This window comes from Nocardia sp. CA-084685, assembly GCF_050955785.1.
GTDB lineage: Bacteria > Actinomycetota > Actinomycetes > Mycobacteriales > Mycobacteriaceae > Nocardia.
This window is the reverse complement of record NZ_CP192095.1, coordinates 317,873-332,617: the sequence shown is the minus strand read 5'-3', so window position 1 is coordinate 332,617 and position 14,745 is coordinate 317,873. Positions and strand designations below refer to the sequence as shown.

General features: G+C 64.9%; 12 protein-coding genes and 1 pseudogene. 9 read left to right on the top strand and 4 right to left on the bottom strand.

Annotation, left to right across the window (positions count from 1 at the left end; genetic code table 11):
* Positions 1 to 145 precede the first annotated feature (145 nt).
* Positions 146 to 319 carry a hypothetical protein gene (locus tag ACQP2U_RS43490; protein ID WP_433717405.1) on the top strand — a complete coding sequence of 58 codons (174 nt, stop codon included), beginning with the start codon at positions 146 to 148 and terminating at the stop codon, positions 317 to 319.
* 168 nt (positions 320 to 487) lie between these two features.
* Here the strand turns inward: ACQP2U_RS43490 and ACQP2U_RS43485 are convergent, their stop codons facing one another.
* Positions 488 to 1,840 (bottom strand): helix-turn-helix domain-containing protein, encoded by a 1,353-nt coding sequence (locus ACQP2U_RS43485; RefSeq protein ID WP_433717403.1) that lies wholly within the window; start codon positions 1,838 to 1,840, stop codon positions 488 to 490.
* A 173-nt stretch (positions 1,841 to 2,013) separates the two neighbouring features.
* Between ACQP2U_RS43485 and ACQP2U_RS43480 the strand changes: the two genes are divergently transcribed.
* From ACQP2U_RS43480 to ACQP2U_RS43460, 5 genes and pseudogenes are all read left to right on the top strand, one after another.
* A complete protein-coding gene (locus ACQP2U_RS43480) occupies positions 2,014 to 2,427 on the top strand; it encodes a hypothetical protein (RefSeq protein ID WP_433717401.1) in 414 nt (137 codons plus the stop codon).
* Positions 2,427 to 3,224 (top strand): annotated as a pseudogene (locus ACQP2U_RS43475) (NAD-dependent epimerase/dehydratase family protein); the annotation flags it as partial. The gene ACQP2U_RS43480 and the pseudogene ACQP2U_RS43475, both read left to right, overlap by 1 nt.
* A gap of 213 nt (positions 3,225 to 3,437) precedes the next feature.
* Positions 3,438 to 4,598, top strand: coding sequence for a DegT/DnrJ/EryC1/StrS family aminotransferase (locus ACQP2U_RS43470; protein ID WP_433717417.1), 1,161 nt, complete (start codon positions 3,438 to 3,440; stop codon positions 4,596 to 4,598).
* Positions 4,599 to 4,615: 17 nt separating this feature from the next.
* A complete protein-coding gene (locus tag ACQP2U_RS43465) occupies positions 4,616 to 5,035 on the top strand; it encodes an NUDIX hydrolase (protein WP_433717399.1) in 420 nt (139 codons plus the stop codon).
* Between the two features lie 818 nt (positions 5,036 to 5,853).
* Entirely contained in the window at positions 5,854 to 6,900 is a 1,047-nt protein-coding gene (locus tag ACQP2U_RS43460) for a hypothetical protein (protein WP_433717397.1), read from the top strand.
* Positions 6,901 to 7,004: 104 nt separating this feature from the next.
* Here the strand turns inward: ACQP2U_RS43460 and ACQP2U_RS43455 are convergent, their stop codons facing one another.
* Entirely contained in the window at positions 7,005 to 7,517 is a 513-nt protein-coding gene (locus tag ACQP2U_RS43455) for a hypothetical protein (RefSeq protein ID WP_433717395.1), read from the bottom strand.
* 358 nt (positions 7,518 to 7,875) lie between these two features.
* Positions 7,876 to 8,967, bottom strand: a complete 1,092-nt coding sequence (locus tag ACQP2U_RS43450; protein WP_433717393.1) for a GntR family transcriptional regulator — start codon at positions 8,965 to 8,967, stop codon at positions 7,876 to 7,878.
* 426 nt (positions 8,968 to 9,393) lie between these two features.
* On the opposite strand from ACQP2U_RS43450, the gene ACQP2U_RS43445 reads away from it, so the two are divergent.
* Positions 9,394 to 10,542 (top strand): hypothetical protein, encoded by a 1,149-nt coding sequence (locus tag ACQP2U_RS43445; protein ID WP_433717391.1) that lies wholly within the window; start codon positions 9,394 to 9,396, stop codon positions 10,540 to 10,542.
* Between the two features lie 266 nt (positions 10,543 to 10,808).
* Here ACQP2U_RS43445 and ACQP2U_RS43440 read toward each other — a convergent pair whose 3' ends face one another.
* Positions 10,809 to 11,684: an exonuclease domain-containing protein gene (locus ACQP2U_RS43440; RefSeq protein ID WP_433717389.1), complete on the bottom strand. Its 876-nt coding sequence runs from the start codon at positions 11,682 to 11,684 to the stop codon at positions 10,809 to 10,811.
* A 540-nt stretch (positions 11,685 to 12,224) separates the two neighbouring features.
* On the opposite strand from ACQP2U_RS43440, the gene ACQP2U_RS43435 reads away from it, so the two are divergent.
* On the top strand, positions 12,225 to 12,746 hold the full coding sequence (locus ACQP2U_RS43435) for a hypothetical protein (RefSeq protein ID WP_433717387.1): 522 nt from the start codon (positions 12,225 to 12,227) through the stop codon (positions 12,744 to 12,746).
* A 586-nt stretch (positions 12,747 to 13,332) separates the two neighbouring features.
* Positions 13,333 to 14,346 (top strand): PH domain-containing protein, encoded by a 1,014-nt coding sequence (locus ACQP2U_RS43430; protein WP_433717385.1) that lies wholly within the window; start codon positions 13,333 to 13,335, stop codon positions 14,344 to 14,346.
* Positions 14,347 to 14,745: the final 399 nt, after the last annotated feature.

The window sequence follows — 14,745 nt, the reverse complement described above, 5'->3', positions numbered from 1 at the left end:
GATCGCGAAGGGATCCCCGGCACGGCAAACCAGCCAGGCCCACAGTGTCCACCACTCGTCACACGCAACTTCCGGCCCGGGGTGCGGCACAACTGCAGGGGCGAGCGACACCTCAGCCGCCGATGAACACGCCATCCTGAACCAGGTGCGCAGACTCCAGGACGCCCACACCCAAGGCAACCAGGACACTGCGAGTGCCATGCTGAACGATCTCTTCACCCGCTACGGGCACGCGACCGTCGCCGACGTGATGCACCAGCGCCATCAGGATGATCAGCTCACCACCGAACTCACGTTCCGTGTCAAGTCAACGTGTTGAAGTCTTGGGTCAAACCCATAGCGGGGCCCCAGGTCCGTTGCACCGACGGCTTCGTTGATCGGAACGCGCCGCATTGCTAGGCCGGGCATTACAGCTTCTACCTGCCCGACCTGGGCGGGCACCACCGGCCGCTGCGCGATCCCATTACTGGCGAGGACCTGGAGTGAATCAGCGCAGGCCGCGGGCGGCCAGAGCGGCGTCCAGGGTGCGCACGGCCGCGGAATCCGGTGCGGTGTGGTGCAGGGTGTTGCGGGCGGTCACGACTTCGCCAGCCAGCCGGGCAGATCCGTAGTTGGCGGCGGTGTCGGCGGTGCGGGCGATGATCGTGACGGCTTCGTCGACCTCGCCGGTCAGGCACAACGCGGTCCCCAGGCCGACATCGGCGAACCCGCGCGAGAGGGCGTAGGCGGGGTCGAACAGGTCCACGCAGCGGTGCGCGGCGGTGACCGCCTGATCGCCGAGACCGAGTTTGGTGAGGCATTCGGCGGCGAACCCGGCGTTGAGGCCCGGGTCATAGACGTAGCTGGGCAGATGGGTTGCCGCGGCGGCGTTCTCGATGATCTCGCGGGCCTGGTCCAGCGCGGCGCGGCATTGATCGGCCTGGCCGAGTTCAGCGTGGGCCTCGGCGGCCATATCGGCGCTGTAAGCGGCCAGGTACACATCGTCGCTGCTGTTCGCCCAGTAGCGGGCGGCCATGGCGTGATCGACCCCGATACCCGGCTTGCCGCCCCGGGTAGCGGCCAGGGACATGTTGCACAACACCAGCGCAGACAGCGCCGGGTTCCCGGCCTGGTGCGCGGCGTCGCGGGCCAGCTCGTAATGGTGCGCTGCAAGGGAGAGGTTCCCCGCGTCGTAGCTCATCCAGCCCAGCGACCGCGCCAGCGACGCCCGCACCGACAGCAGCCGGGGCAGCAACTGCTCGGGGCAGTCGCGGAGCAGAGCGTCGACGAGATCGGCCTGACTCTGCCGCACGGCCAGCACCGCGCGGGGGCCGAAGGCTTCGTATTGACGGCCCACCGCATCCAGGACGGTTTCGATCTGGTCGATCGCGGCGGCGTCGACCTTCGCGTTCACAGCGTGGGCGATATGCCCGGCGGAGTCACTTTCCAGCCCTGCCAGCAGCGAGGCCGCCGGGAGGTTTCCAGCGACGCCGAGCAGAGCCATCACCTGTCGTCGATTGAGCATGAGCCACCTCTCCAGGTCCGTGTCGAGCATGGAGGCCAGGTCGACTGCCGGTAGCACGGTTCCGACGGTCAAGATACCCGCCGCCGGGGTCTGCGCCGAGTGCCGAAAGCCCCGGCCGGCGTCGTAGGCGGCCAGCAGCGCGCCGCTGGCGGCCACCGCGGCATCGGCGGCGGCCCAGAACGCACGTGGCGCACTTCGCCGTCCGGCTTCGATATGGGCCACGGTGGTGCGATCCACCGTGCATTTGCGCGCCACCGTTTCCTGCGTCACCCCGGCCGTGGTCCGCAACCGCGCCAATGTGACACCCAATGCCTGTCTATCGCCTGGGTCCTGCATCGGCCCCACCCCTACTGTGCTGCGGCTTCCAGTGGTACAGCCACGGTAGCCCACCAACCGGCCGCCCGTGACGGCTTGTGACATCTCGTGTGCGCACCTTCCGCACGTTGCCACGCACCCGATGAACTCGGAACTCACGCACCGCATTTCGACCCCAAGCGGAGGTGAGCGGCATGGCAGGCTGGCAGATGGTGATCATGATCGCGGCCGGGGCCGCGCTGGCGCTCGCGGCCGGGGCCGGCGGCACGTCGTATCTGTGCCCCGCCCGCCCAGGCGGCCCGAGCGTCGATGAGATCAAACGGCGCGTCGACGCCGAGAAGCGCCGCCCGCGGCCGAGTCCGGTTGCGCGGCCGGAGATGTGGCCGCTCGGCTGGCCGCACGAGGCCCCGGAGACCCCGTTCAGCGTCGATGCGGCCCATGCGGTGATGCAGCAGCACCGCCACTGCGGCCTGGACCGGTGTGCACGCAAACGTGCCGCATTCCGGGTGCTGGTACAGGCCGGTCACGCGGTGCCCGATCCCCGCGCTGACAAGTACCTGCACGACGAAGAAGAGCCCGGCACAACCGGGCACGGAGAAGGGAACTGATGATGCAGAAGATCCTGGTCACAGGGGCGGGCGGCTACCTCGGTGCGGTGCTGGTGCCGCGGTTGCTCAAGCGTGGGCACACCGTCACCGCCGTGGACACCTACATGTTCGGCGACGATGTGCTCTCCGACTGGGCCGAACACCCAGGCCTGCACATCCACCGCGGCGACGTGCGCACCCTCGATCTCGATGTCGTGACCGGGTGCGACACCGTGATCGCGCTCGCCGCAGTCTCCAACGACCCTGCCGGGAAGCTGAACCCAGCCTGGACTCGGGAGGTCAACGCCACCGCCGCGGCCCGGCTAGCCGATATCGCCCGCACCGCCGGTGCACGGCGGTTGATCCATGCTTCGAGTTGCGGGGTGTACGGGCACAGCGACGAGCTGATCGACGAAACCTCCCCGCTGGCACCGCTATCGGAGTATTCGCAGTCCAAAGCCCATGCCGAGCAGGCGCTTTCGGCGCTGCAAACATCCGGGTTCCGGGTGATCTCGCTGCGGCTGGGTACCCTGTTCGGGACCTCGCCGCGGATGCGGTTCGACCTGGGCGTACACACCATGACCCGCCGGGCGGTCACCGAGCAAAAGATCACCGTCGACGGCGACGGCCGCCAATGGCGGCCCTTCCTGCACGTCGCCGACGCCGCGACCGCGTTCCTAGCCTGCCTGGACATCGGCGACGACGACCTGCCGGCCGATCCGGTGTGGAACGTCGTCGGGCACAACGTTCGCGTCACCGATCTGGCCGTCCAGATCGCCGCCCAGGTGCACGGCACCCTCATCGAGACCGTCGCCACATCGGGTGACCCACGCAGCTACCGCGTCAGCGGGCAGCGATTCACCGCAGTGACCGGGTTCGCCCCGGCACACACCCTCGCCGACGGCATCGGTGAGGTGCGGGCCTGGCTGTCACAGCCCGGCCGTCTGGAAGCTGCTGACGAACAGCAGTTTTCGACCGCGGCCACCCTGTCGCGGAAGCTGTGTACACCCGTGCTCGACGGCGGTGACCCAGTGCGCAGCGAGGCATTGCCGTTCGCGCTGCCGCTGCTCGGCGACGCCGAAGAGGCCGAAGTCATCGACACGCTGCGGTCGGGATGGCTGACCACGGGCCCGAAAGCCAAGCGGTTCGAACAGATGTGCGCGGACTATCTCGGTGTCAAACATGCCATCGCCACCAACTCCTGCACCGGCGCCTTGCACCTCGCGCTGGCCGCGTCCGGGATCGGCCCCGGTGACCAGGTGATCACCACACCGGTCACCTGGCCGGCCACCGCCAACGTGATCGAACATGTGGGCGCGAGACCGGTGTTCGCCGACATCGATCCCGACACCCTCAACATCGATCCCGCCGCGGTGCGCGCTGCGGTCACCGAGCACACGAAAGCGATCATGCCTGTCCACATGGCCGGACAGCCCTGCGACCTGGACACCCTTGGCGCGCTCGCCGAAGAGCTGGGTTTGGTGGTGATCGAGGACGCCGCCCACGCCTTCGGCGCGCAGTATCACGGCCGGATGATCGGGCAGACCAGCACCATGGCCGCATTCAGCTTCTATCCCACCAAGAACATGACCACCATCGAGGGCGGGCTGCTGGTCACCGACGATGACGTGCTGGCCGACCGGGCGCGGGTACTGAGCCTGCACGGCATCAGCCGCGACGCCTGGAAACGCTACGCGGTCGACGGCTCGACCCACTGGCAGCTGCTCGAGCCGGGCTTCAAATACAACATGCCCGACGTGTCGGCCGCGGTTGGGCTGCACCAGCTTCCGCGCCTCGAGGAGTTCATCACCACCCGCGCCCACTACGCCGACCTTTATGACCAGCTGCTTGCCGACGTGCCCGGCATCACGCTCCCGGTCCGGCTGCCGGATATGCGGCACACCCACCACCTGTACGTCATCCAGCTCGACCTCGCCGCCCTCACCATCACCCGGGACCGGTTCATCGAGGCCCTGCGCTCGGAGGGGATCGGCACCGGCGTGCACTTCATATCCCTGCACCTTCAGCCGTACCATCAGCGGGTCCGCGGCATCGATCCCGACGAGTTCCCGAACGCGCGGGATGTCTCGGCGCGGATCATCTCGTTGCCGCTGTACCCGAAGATGACCGAAACCGATGTGCACGACGTCGCCGCCGCGGTCACCAAAATCGCGACGGCCTACCACCGCTGAGGAAAGGCTGACAACCCGTGGCGCGCGAAGGAACTCAGATCATCCTGCTCAACGACCGTCGCGAAGTGCTGCTGTACCTGCGCGACGACAACCCACAGATCGCCTACCCCAATCAGTGGTGTCTGCCCGGCGGGATGCTCGAAGAAGGGGAAACGCCCCTGGAGTGCATCGTGCGTGAGATCGACGAAGAGATCGGCGTTGTGCTCGACCCCAGCGAGGTCGAGCACGTACGCACCCGCAACCTGCACTTCGGGGTAGAGCACACCTTCAGCGCCCGCGTCGGCTTCGAGATCGACGACGTCATGCTCACCGAGGGCCAGGCCTTGGGCTGGTTCAGCGAGCATGACGCCGCTACCACGCAGCTCGGCTACGAGGACAACGCAATACTCGCCGAATTCTTCGCCGAACTGCCCGACCCGACCGCCTCGGCCCGGTAGCGCTGCACTCCGCGCCCGGACCCGGTCACCGTCTCCGCCGGGCGGCGGGTCGGTTTGGGCCTGCCAGCGGATCAGCGCCTTCGCGGATGGCCGCCAGTACTGCCGAGCGAGCGCACCGAGGTGTGCCCGCTCATCCGCATCAACATCGGCGTCGATGCCTCGTCCTCGGCGGCGTGCGTGAGCTTCCCTGGGAGATCCGGAGGTCCGGTTTAGTGCGGTGGCTTGGCCGGGCGGCGCGGCAACGGGATTACGGTCGCCTGTGGGTTGGTGAGGGCTTCGCGGAGTTGCTGGTTCTCGACGGTGAGCTGGTTGACGACTCGGACGAGGGCGGGGACGTCGCGGCGCAGCTGGGTGAGTTCAGTGTTCTTGTTCTCGATCGTCTTCTTCAGCTTCGTGATCGTTGCCCGTAGCTGGGTTTCGAGTTCGGAGTTGCCGTCGCGATCGGCGGCGCGAGCGTAGAACTCGTTCTTGAGATCTGGATGCAGTTGTGTCAGTGCGTTTCTGGGGACGTCGGCCTCCAGCGCGCGGCGACGATGGTCAAGGCGCCGTTGGATCGGGTGGGAGTGCCATCGAGGATGCGGTCCATCGCGGTGCGGATGCGGTCGTCAGCTACTCGATCTCTACCCTGTCTCGGCTCGAACGCGGCAAACAGCACCTCAGCGATGTATGTGTGCTGCGCGGCCTCGCCGACGCCTTGCACATCCCGCTCCAGCTGCTCGGATTGGCCGAAACTCCAACACAAACCACAAACGGTGCGGTCGCGACGACCCGGCGCTATCGTCGGCGTCATCTCAGCGCTGGACCAGGAGACCGAACCTATGCGCCGTCGCACGCTGCTGACCGGACTGACCAGCCTGGCCGGCACCGCCGCCCTCGGCCCTACCGCGCTCGCATCGGCTACCGGTGACGCATTGCAGCAACTTGAGCATGTCCTGCTGGTTCCACCCTCGACCGGTATGCCGGTCGGACTACCACAGCTCGGGCACGACCTGGCCACCTTGCGCTCGGCCTTCGACCTCGGCCGCTACACCGATGTCGCCGCTGAACTTCCAAGCCTGCTGTGCGACGCGATGGCCACCCGCGCCGCAGCAAACACAGGCGACGACATCGCCGCAACCACCGCCTTGCTCGCCCAGATCTACGTCCTGGCATCCACCTTGACCGTCAAATTCGCCCATGATCAACTGGCCTGGACCACCGCAGACCGGGCCATGCAGGCCGCACACAGCAGTGCAGACCGGCTGACTCAGGCAGCCGCACACCGGGCCTGGGCAATCGTGCTGCGCCGCACCGGGCACGCCGACACCGGCAAACGTCTGATCCTCGATACCGCAGCATCACTGCTACCCGACCTGCACCGCGGACCCCAATACCTGGCGGTCTACGGATCGCTGCTGTCAACGGCGGCCTACACCGCTGCCGTCGACGGCGACCGCAACACCGCCCACACGCTCATCGGCGAAGCAATCGACGCCGCAACCAGACTCGACAACAACGCGAACAGCCATCGGACCGGGTTCGGACCAACCGCCGTCGGGCTGTACCGGATCAGCATCGCCAGAGTCCTCGGCGACTCCGGCACCGCGATCGAAGCCGCACGCCAGATCAACCCTGCCACTATCGCACTGGCGGAAAGACGAGCACAGTACTGGTCCGATGTCGCCCGCGCATTCCACCAATGGGGCAAACCCGAACAGTGCTATCGCGCACTGCTCGCCGCCGAACAAACCTCCCCGGACGAAGTCCGCTACCGCAAACAAATCCAGCAGATCACCAAAAGCCTGCTGCACGACCCCGCCGCCAACGCCCTAACCGGCTTGCGCGCCTTCGCCCGCCGCACCGGAACCACAAGCGCGACAACATGACTCACATTACAAATCGGTCTGGAAGTTCTGACACAAACAGCCGGGCCTCAGCAACAGGTGGCACCAGTGCCAGGCCAGTCCCAGTCACCGTAGCCGTGCCGGTCTCAGATCCTGTCACGTTGAAGATCGGCACTGAGGAATTCCAGCTCATCGGCGAACTTGTCTGCTTCCGCTGTTGTGAACACGAAGACCGTGCCGCCACCCATGATGACAACCTTGCGTTCCCCGGGACCGCCGTTTAGGGGTTCGGTGGTCATCTGATAGGTCGTCAGCGTCTCGGACGGGGTGTGATGCAGCGCGAACGGCTCCTCATCCCCAGTCCCAGCGGCGAGAGATCGAACCCTAGAGGCGAGGTGTGATGCTTCCTGTTCAGTGAGGGTAAACCCGTACTTATTCACATCGACATCGATGTGATAATCGCGCGAGCGGTCGTCGAAGCGTGCGTAACAGCAGCGTTTGAGTTCGATCGGTTTGTTGGGGTGTTCGGCGACCGGAAGGTGGATCGGCTGTCCGTAGTGCTGGTAGATGGCATCGCGACCAGGGTCTTCGCCCTGTGGAGCAACGTCCCGCACGCACCACCACGGATGACTGCTCGGCTCAATCCGGCTACTGCCCACACCTGCCTCATTTCTCCTACGTGCCGGTCCATCCTCGAATTATGGATGGAACGGCTGCCCTCAGGTCGGCGGCTCTCAATATCAGCAATTTCGCAAATCGAGCGCCCTAGCGATTGCGACACCACTCATCGTCATCCTGACCGGAATACACTGCACCCCACGGTCTTTCGCAGCAGGCCTTCACGTGGCCACAGTCCTTGCCGCCCTGAATTCGGCCAGCGCCGCCTGTCCGCGTCAAGCTCTGCGCTGGACGCGCCGGAATGGTAGCCATGGCCTTCCAACACGCCAACAGCCGTCGAGGCTGGACCAGTCTTATAGGTCACACGCGCCACGCATCGGTGCACCAGGCAGGGGTTGCTTACTCACTAGCCAAGAAGACGGCCACCGCGGCATCACCGCCCTCGGCAAACGCCCGTGCCTGTTCTTCGACGAAATCACGAACCTGGTTGTGGACCTGCTCGACGAAGCGTGTCGGCCCGATAACTCGCAATTGCGTCACTTGCTGGTCATCGATGAGTATCTGAACTGCGCCGGCGTTAGCGACCGGTGCCTCAGTCGTCGACCATCCGCCCGGATGATCCCATGTCGCCGTGTAGTCGATATCCCCGATCCGCCACCGCCATACCTCTGCCGATGACATTGAGGTGGCCGCCAGTCGGGTCCGGCCTTTTTTGCGGCGTGGGCGTTGCACAGCGTCCGCCGCATACGCGTCCGGGAACCGAGCACGCGCCTGGAAGCCGGTCAACTTCTCACGCACTTGCTCAAATCCCAGCGTTAGCAGCGGTCGCGCGGCGGGCTGGCGGTACAGCGAAGTTCCTGATTGTTCGTAGCGGTGGGATTCGTCGCAGGCCACCGACATCCCGCGGCCGTCCACCTGCACCACCTCATGCCAGGTACCGGCATTGATTCGCACGAATGCTCCTGGGCTGAAATCGCCTGCAGTCCATTCCGTCTCTGAAACGTCCTGTGCTGAGGAGACAGTGGCGGGGCGGTTCGGGAGCCGGACAGCACGCCCGTCGGCGACGAGGATCTCGATCGCGGCGCGCGCGATGCCGTCTTCGACTCGATAGGTTGTGGCGATCATGTTGACGTGCAGCGGATCACCGGCGGCCAACTCGCCGCTGTCGATATCGGCGATGATCTGCGCCGCAACCCGCTGCGCACCGAGGGTGACACTCGGTGGGACGACGGGGTCAACGTGGGTGCCGACGACTGCGCGACGGTTCCGTGGACGCGAAACACGCCCATCGGTGATCAGTAGCTCGATCGCGGCGCTGGCGGTGGCCCGCGAAACGTTGTAGGTGGCAGCAATCGTGTTCAGGGGCGGCAGCTGGTCGCCGTGCCCGAACTCGCCGCTGTCGATGCGGTCACCGATCTGTGCCGCCACTTGCGGCACGAGGCCCTTCTGTACCGGTGTCGGTGATGCGCTGCGCTCTTCGTCCGCCCTCATCGATTGCCTCGCTTTTCCCTCTGAGATCGTCCGCTCATAGCCCGCGAAACGTGTTATGACGCTACAGAAGCCGGTGGTGGAATCGATGCGGCCTCTGATCTCGCGTGAGGCAATCGCGTCAGCGTCCACGGCGGCCTGCGCCTGCACAGCACCACCGAAGCAGTGAGAAATCAGCGGTCGGCTGATTGAAGTGCCTTTCACAACCAGCCTTGCCGCGCTGGTGATCCCGCTCCCCTCGGGGGTACGACCAGCTGCGCGCATGTTTGCGAGGAGGCAATCTGTTGTGGCACTGCGGTTTCTACACCTCACCGGAGACTGCCTTCAGGGGGCTCTTCTGCGTGCGCATGATTACTGTCGCGTATGAGTCCGCTGGTCGTGGATGGGTCCATGGACATTGTTGTTAGGACTGGCGATATGTTTGTCGGCGTGGTTGCTGACGTTCCCGCGGGCCGCCGGTCGGTGAAGATCGGGTTCAACTACGACTACCGCATGGGGTGTGCCACCTGCGGGAGAGTCAGCACTGTCACCGCGCACCGGTATCAAGAGCGACTCGGCATCGATGCTCTATCACCGTGCGAGCACTGCGGAACCGACATCCACTACGGCCCCGCGGCCGCCGCACTGCGCGACGACAACGATCCTGTGTTGTCCGATGTCGTTACCGCACAAGGTAGCTGGTTTCACAGCAGCACCTACGCGGATTGGCCGTCACCCGACTACGAGTGGAATACCTGCGCTGGACTCGACGACGAGATCGTATTGGGCGATGTCTCGCCGGAAAGGATCCGACATCGTCTGCTGACCCGGGCGCTGCATCTCGGCAATTACGAAACAGCCGTGGAAAACATGCTGCGCCGATTGCGTGATCAAGGCGATGCCAACAGCACGTTCTACCTACATCGGGTCACGCTGCGGGTTACTCCCGACACCATCGAAGACGGATTCCGTGATGAAAACCACGCTCCGGCAAGTGATCTCAGCATCGACGAACTCGAACAGGCAGGGTTGCTCGCGGTCCGCTACCTCAACGTGCACGAAGCGATGGGCTCACTGTCCTTGGCCATCGATCCCGCTGCCCTCGCCACCGTCGCCACCATCGAATTGCCAGTCCATGAGTTGGCGGTCGAGCCGCCGCCCCAATTGGTATCTCGGCTCGCCGAACTGGACGGCGAGATCACCGCCGCCGATGAGACGCTGCCGGACACCTCCCACATCGACCCGATCGAACTGCGCATGCGGGAGTTGTTCATGGAACCCGGTGACGAGCTCGCCGCCGCGATCAGCACCGCCACACGACGCAGCCGTGCTGCGTGGGATGAAGCCCAATTGCTGCTCGAGCAGACTTATCTGGGCGCCAGCGTGAACCCCGTAGTCCGTGCCGACTTCATCAGCGCGATGACCTCGGCCGACAACGATTCGATCCAGGCTCTGCACAACCGGGTGCGCGCCTACGCAGCGCTGTTTACCCATCCCGAAGGTGTTGTCAACGCTTTCAACCAGCAGCCAGTGCGGAACGCAGAGGAAAGTCCGCTGGTACAGCAACGCCGACACCAGCGCAGTCTTCACCGCGGCTGACAAGAGTTGATGCCGCCCCACAGACCTAGGTCCGCCTGCGCACGCCCTGCGGCTGGCCATGGGCAGGCCTGGTCCGGGCGCGGACTGCATTGGCATTCCCAACGCACCTCGTCATGATTTCCCGATCGAAATGACCGAGACATCCAGAATCAACTCCGCGACGCACACGTCCGGCCGTCCTGAGATGTCGGTTTCGTCGACAATTCGAGCAGCTTAGAAAGGGTGAATCGCGCTACGCAACTACAACACGCCCCGGGCTATGGTTTCTACACCGCGAGCGACGGCGTGGATAAGCCAATGAACGGTTCGTCCCTCCTCACCGGTGCCGTGGTATCGGCACCGGTGTCGAGTTCGCCCAGCACCCGGTGACCGATGGTGTGTTGGGATGGCATCGTGCTCGCGGCCGCGGCGATTCCTTCGTCGATGTCTGCGGCGGCAGCCACTGACGGGATCAGCCAGTGACCATCTGCGCCGTCAGCGGCAGCGGTGCTACGGCGCAGGCTTCGGCGATGCCAATGCTGCTGGGCCAGCATCAATTCCGACGTCGACAACCCGGCAAGCCACGGAAACCGCTGCGCCTGCGCACGCACCAGATGGATGGTGGCGACAGCGTCGGCTGTCGCGTTGTGCGGATTGTCGTGACGTACCCCGTGTCGGTCGCAGGCCTCGGTCAGCTTGAGTGAACGCCTGCCGCTGCCGCGGACACCACGGCCGATGCGCCGTTCGACAACGAACCCATCGACGACCGGACCGCATATCTCGAACCCCGGCACAGCTGCGGCGACCATCCCGAAATCGAAGCGCCCGCAATACACCGCCACCACATACCCCTGAGCCCAGCACGCATATAACTCGGCGGCCACCTCAGCAGCCACCTCGTCATGTGGGCGACCCCGCAAAGCCACCACATCGTCGGTCACACCGTGAATCCGGGTCGCCTCGGGCGGAATCGCCATACCTGGGTTGGCTATCCACTCACGGACTTCACCCACACCGAGGGGGCCAGTGCGGGCTGCACATGCGGTAACGATGCGGTCCGCACCAATACGCACACCGGTGGTTTCGGTGTCGAAACCGACCAGTGGACGATCCACCCACCGGTTCCGGTGCCCGGGCCCGCGGCTGTCGATGATCACGGTCATGGCCCGATCATGCCAACCGGCACCGACACGAACGGTTCCCCTAAACCGTTGTGTCGCACAGAGTTTCGAATACAGGAGCTGGTCCATAACTCGGATGACATGCCGGTCCGGCCGCCTGCGGAGCAGCGGGGACCGAGGATGGGGTGGAGTCGCAATGGCGTCCGGCTCCGGCGCGGCACAACCCGGTCTGCCCCCGGCCCTACGGCAGTACGACGGGGCGTCTTCCCCCGGCAGCTCGGCCGGTCCCGCTGCTCCACTGTGCAGGCTACCGATCACCACCGACAATTCGGACAACTCGTCATTTGGTCGTCGATGAAGGCCTACCGGCAGATGTCACACCAGCTGTCTGGACACTCCCGAGACGGTCCGCACCCACCTCTATGCTTGCCCCCAACGGAGACCTGGTGAGCTTCGCGGAGTTCACCAGACACCTGATCCATCCTGGAGCTCAAATTGCTGTTCAGAGAAATAGATCCGAGAACCCATCCCGGCCGGAACTTCTACCCCGACCATGCTGTCGAGCTCGCCCACCGATACGGCATGGGCGCCGAGGTGGAAAGGCTGCTCCCCTACACCTGCTTCGGGCACGGCTATGTCAGCGCGGTTCACCGGAACCTGGGCCGTGCTCTCGACGCCGCCGCCAGCGGCGACCTCGACGCTGCGACGCGCCGCACTCAGCAGGCCCTGGCCGCGGCGGAGGAATCGGGCCTGGCCGATGCCGTCTCGATCTACCTCGGCGACGGCCTGTACGCCTTCGTGCCCATCGACACCGCGATCGAAGCCCAGGCGGCGGCGTCTCGCCGACACATCGACCGTCATCGCAACCTCTACGGCGACTCCGGCTACGCCGATCACCTCGACGGCATCGACTACATCGCTGCGACCGTCGAGGGCGTCCGCGCCGACATCGCCCGCCACCGACTCGAGGACGCTGACTCCGGTCTGTCCGCCGCTGCCCTCACTGGCCAGCCCCTTACTGCAGTTCTGACGACCACCACGGTCGAATCTCCTGCGCCCACATCCTTTCCCGGCTTCGAGCAGGCAAGCACCGCCTGCCTATGATCCGGGCTGGACTGATTGCCAATGCGACAGCCTTCGGTGCCGCGATTCCGGGGGTGTGACTCCACTACCGGTTCGCTGGGATTCGGAAATCATTATCAGAGCGAGTTTCAGAGTGCGTTGAACTCGGTCGCAAATGCCACTTTCGACATGAGACAGCCATCTGCGCAGATAACGGTGTCGAACCCCCCAGCGGCCGATCCACCCCACTGATCCCGGCCCGCATCGATGCCGCCGAAATCGACTATGCCCCAGCATGCCGATCGGCATCGACTACAAAGGCCAACCAAACTGACTGCGTCGCAAACGCTGTCGAAGCGAATAGCTGATGGCGGTGATCGCCTAGCGACTTGCCGCGATCACAGCGGGATGTATTCGCGAGTCTTGCCATCTACGCGAGGGCGCGGCCGACCTACATGATGTACCTCTTCTCGGCAACTCTTGCTCCTGTGGGCGGTCGCCTTTCCTGCGCGGTCGTGCGTATCAGCGCCGCCATCAGCACCGATATGTAGGCAGGGCGCAGTTACGCAAGGCGGCAGATTCGGTTCCGTGCAGACGACCGCGTCGGAGAAAGGAGGCGGACGGGCGCATGCAGTACATCGGTCATAACGGTCAGATCGAAATTGTGGGCGATGCGCTGGTCATCAAGCGCGAGGGGCTGATGGCCAAGCTGGGCGGCACTGCGGGACCGGATCGCACCATCCCGCTGGCGGCGATCTCCGGAGTGAAGTTCGAGGACGCGACCCGGCTAAAGAATGGCCACATCCAACTGGGCTTGGGTGGAGCGGAGATGCCCGACCTGGGCACACAGGCCAACGCCAACGCCGACACCGTCATTTTCACCTGGAAAGTCCGCGACCAGTTTCGCGAACTGCACGAATGGCTGCGTTCGGTCGTGGAACACAACACGCGGTCCGGACTCGACCCGTCCACGACCGTTGCCTACGACCAAGGCGAAACCCGCACCGACCGCCTGGAGCAGAAGGCGGCGGCACAGGAGCAGCGATTGGAAGAAGCGAAACAGCGCTGGGATGCCCAGCGGCAGGCATCCGGGGCGCAGTCCGCCGCCCGTCTGACCGGTCCAGAAGGTCGCCAGGACGTGCAAGAAGCAGTCGCGCGTATGGGTTGGAAATTGGGTGGCGGTCGTGAGATTAAGAAACTCCGAGAGCATCTTCACGAGACCGAAACCGTGCACCTCATCGCTCAGGGGACCTACGAGAGCGACGCCGGAATCGTCGTCCTCACCGACACCCGGCTGCTGTTCCTGTTCCACGGCATAATGCGACAACGGAAAGAGGACTTCCCACTGCGCAACATCAACTCGGTGCAGACGAAGACTGGTCTGGCATTCGGTGAACTCCAGATCTTCTCCTCCGGCAACACCGCAAAGATCTCCAGAATCCTCAAAAGCGACCTCGAGCCGATCGCTGAGGCCATCCGCCGAGGGATCGCCCGCGGAACGCAAGCTCAACCACCAGCGGCCGCACCGCCGATTCCTGGTTTTGCCGATCAGATTCGCAAGCTTGGGGAACTGTACAAGGCCGGGATTCTCACCGAGGCCGAGTTCACCGCGAAGAAGCAGGAATTGTTAGGGCGGCTCTAGCTGGTCCGCCCGACGCAACGCGGGAGCCATGCGGACACCAGCCGAGCGCCCGCGCCGTACCTGCACGAACAACACGTCTCCCTAGACTCCCAGCGCCGACGGATCCAATGCGCTCCATCTCAACTCCGACGCGATTGTCTCTATTTTCTCTGTGTCGCAACACTTCTCGCGTATGAGCAGACCGGCGCCGATTAAAAATGCTGTACAGTCCCGGTCGGCATTTCGCTCGCCCCGACGTGATCTGGAGGGCCCGCGGATCGGGCCTGGAGCTGCCTGCACCTCGCCAAGGCAAGCATCACTCTGTGCGATCAATAGCGGCCGAACAGGTGGACGGCTCCCTCAGGAGCCATGCATTCGCATCCGACGCAGTGGCAGTTCGCGCACGAGGCATGCCCATGG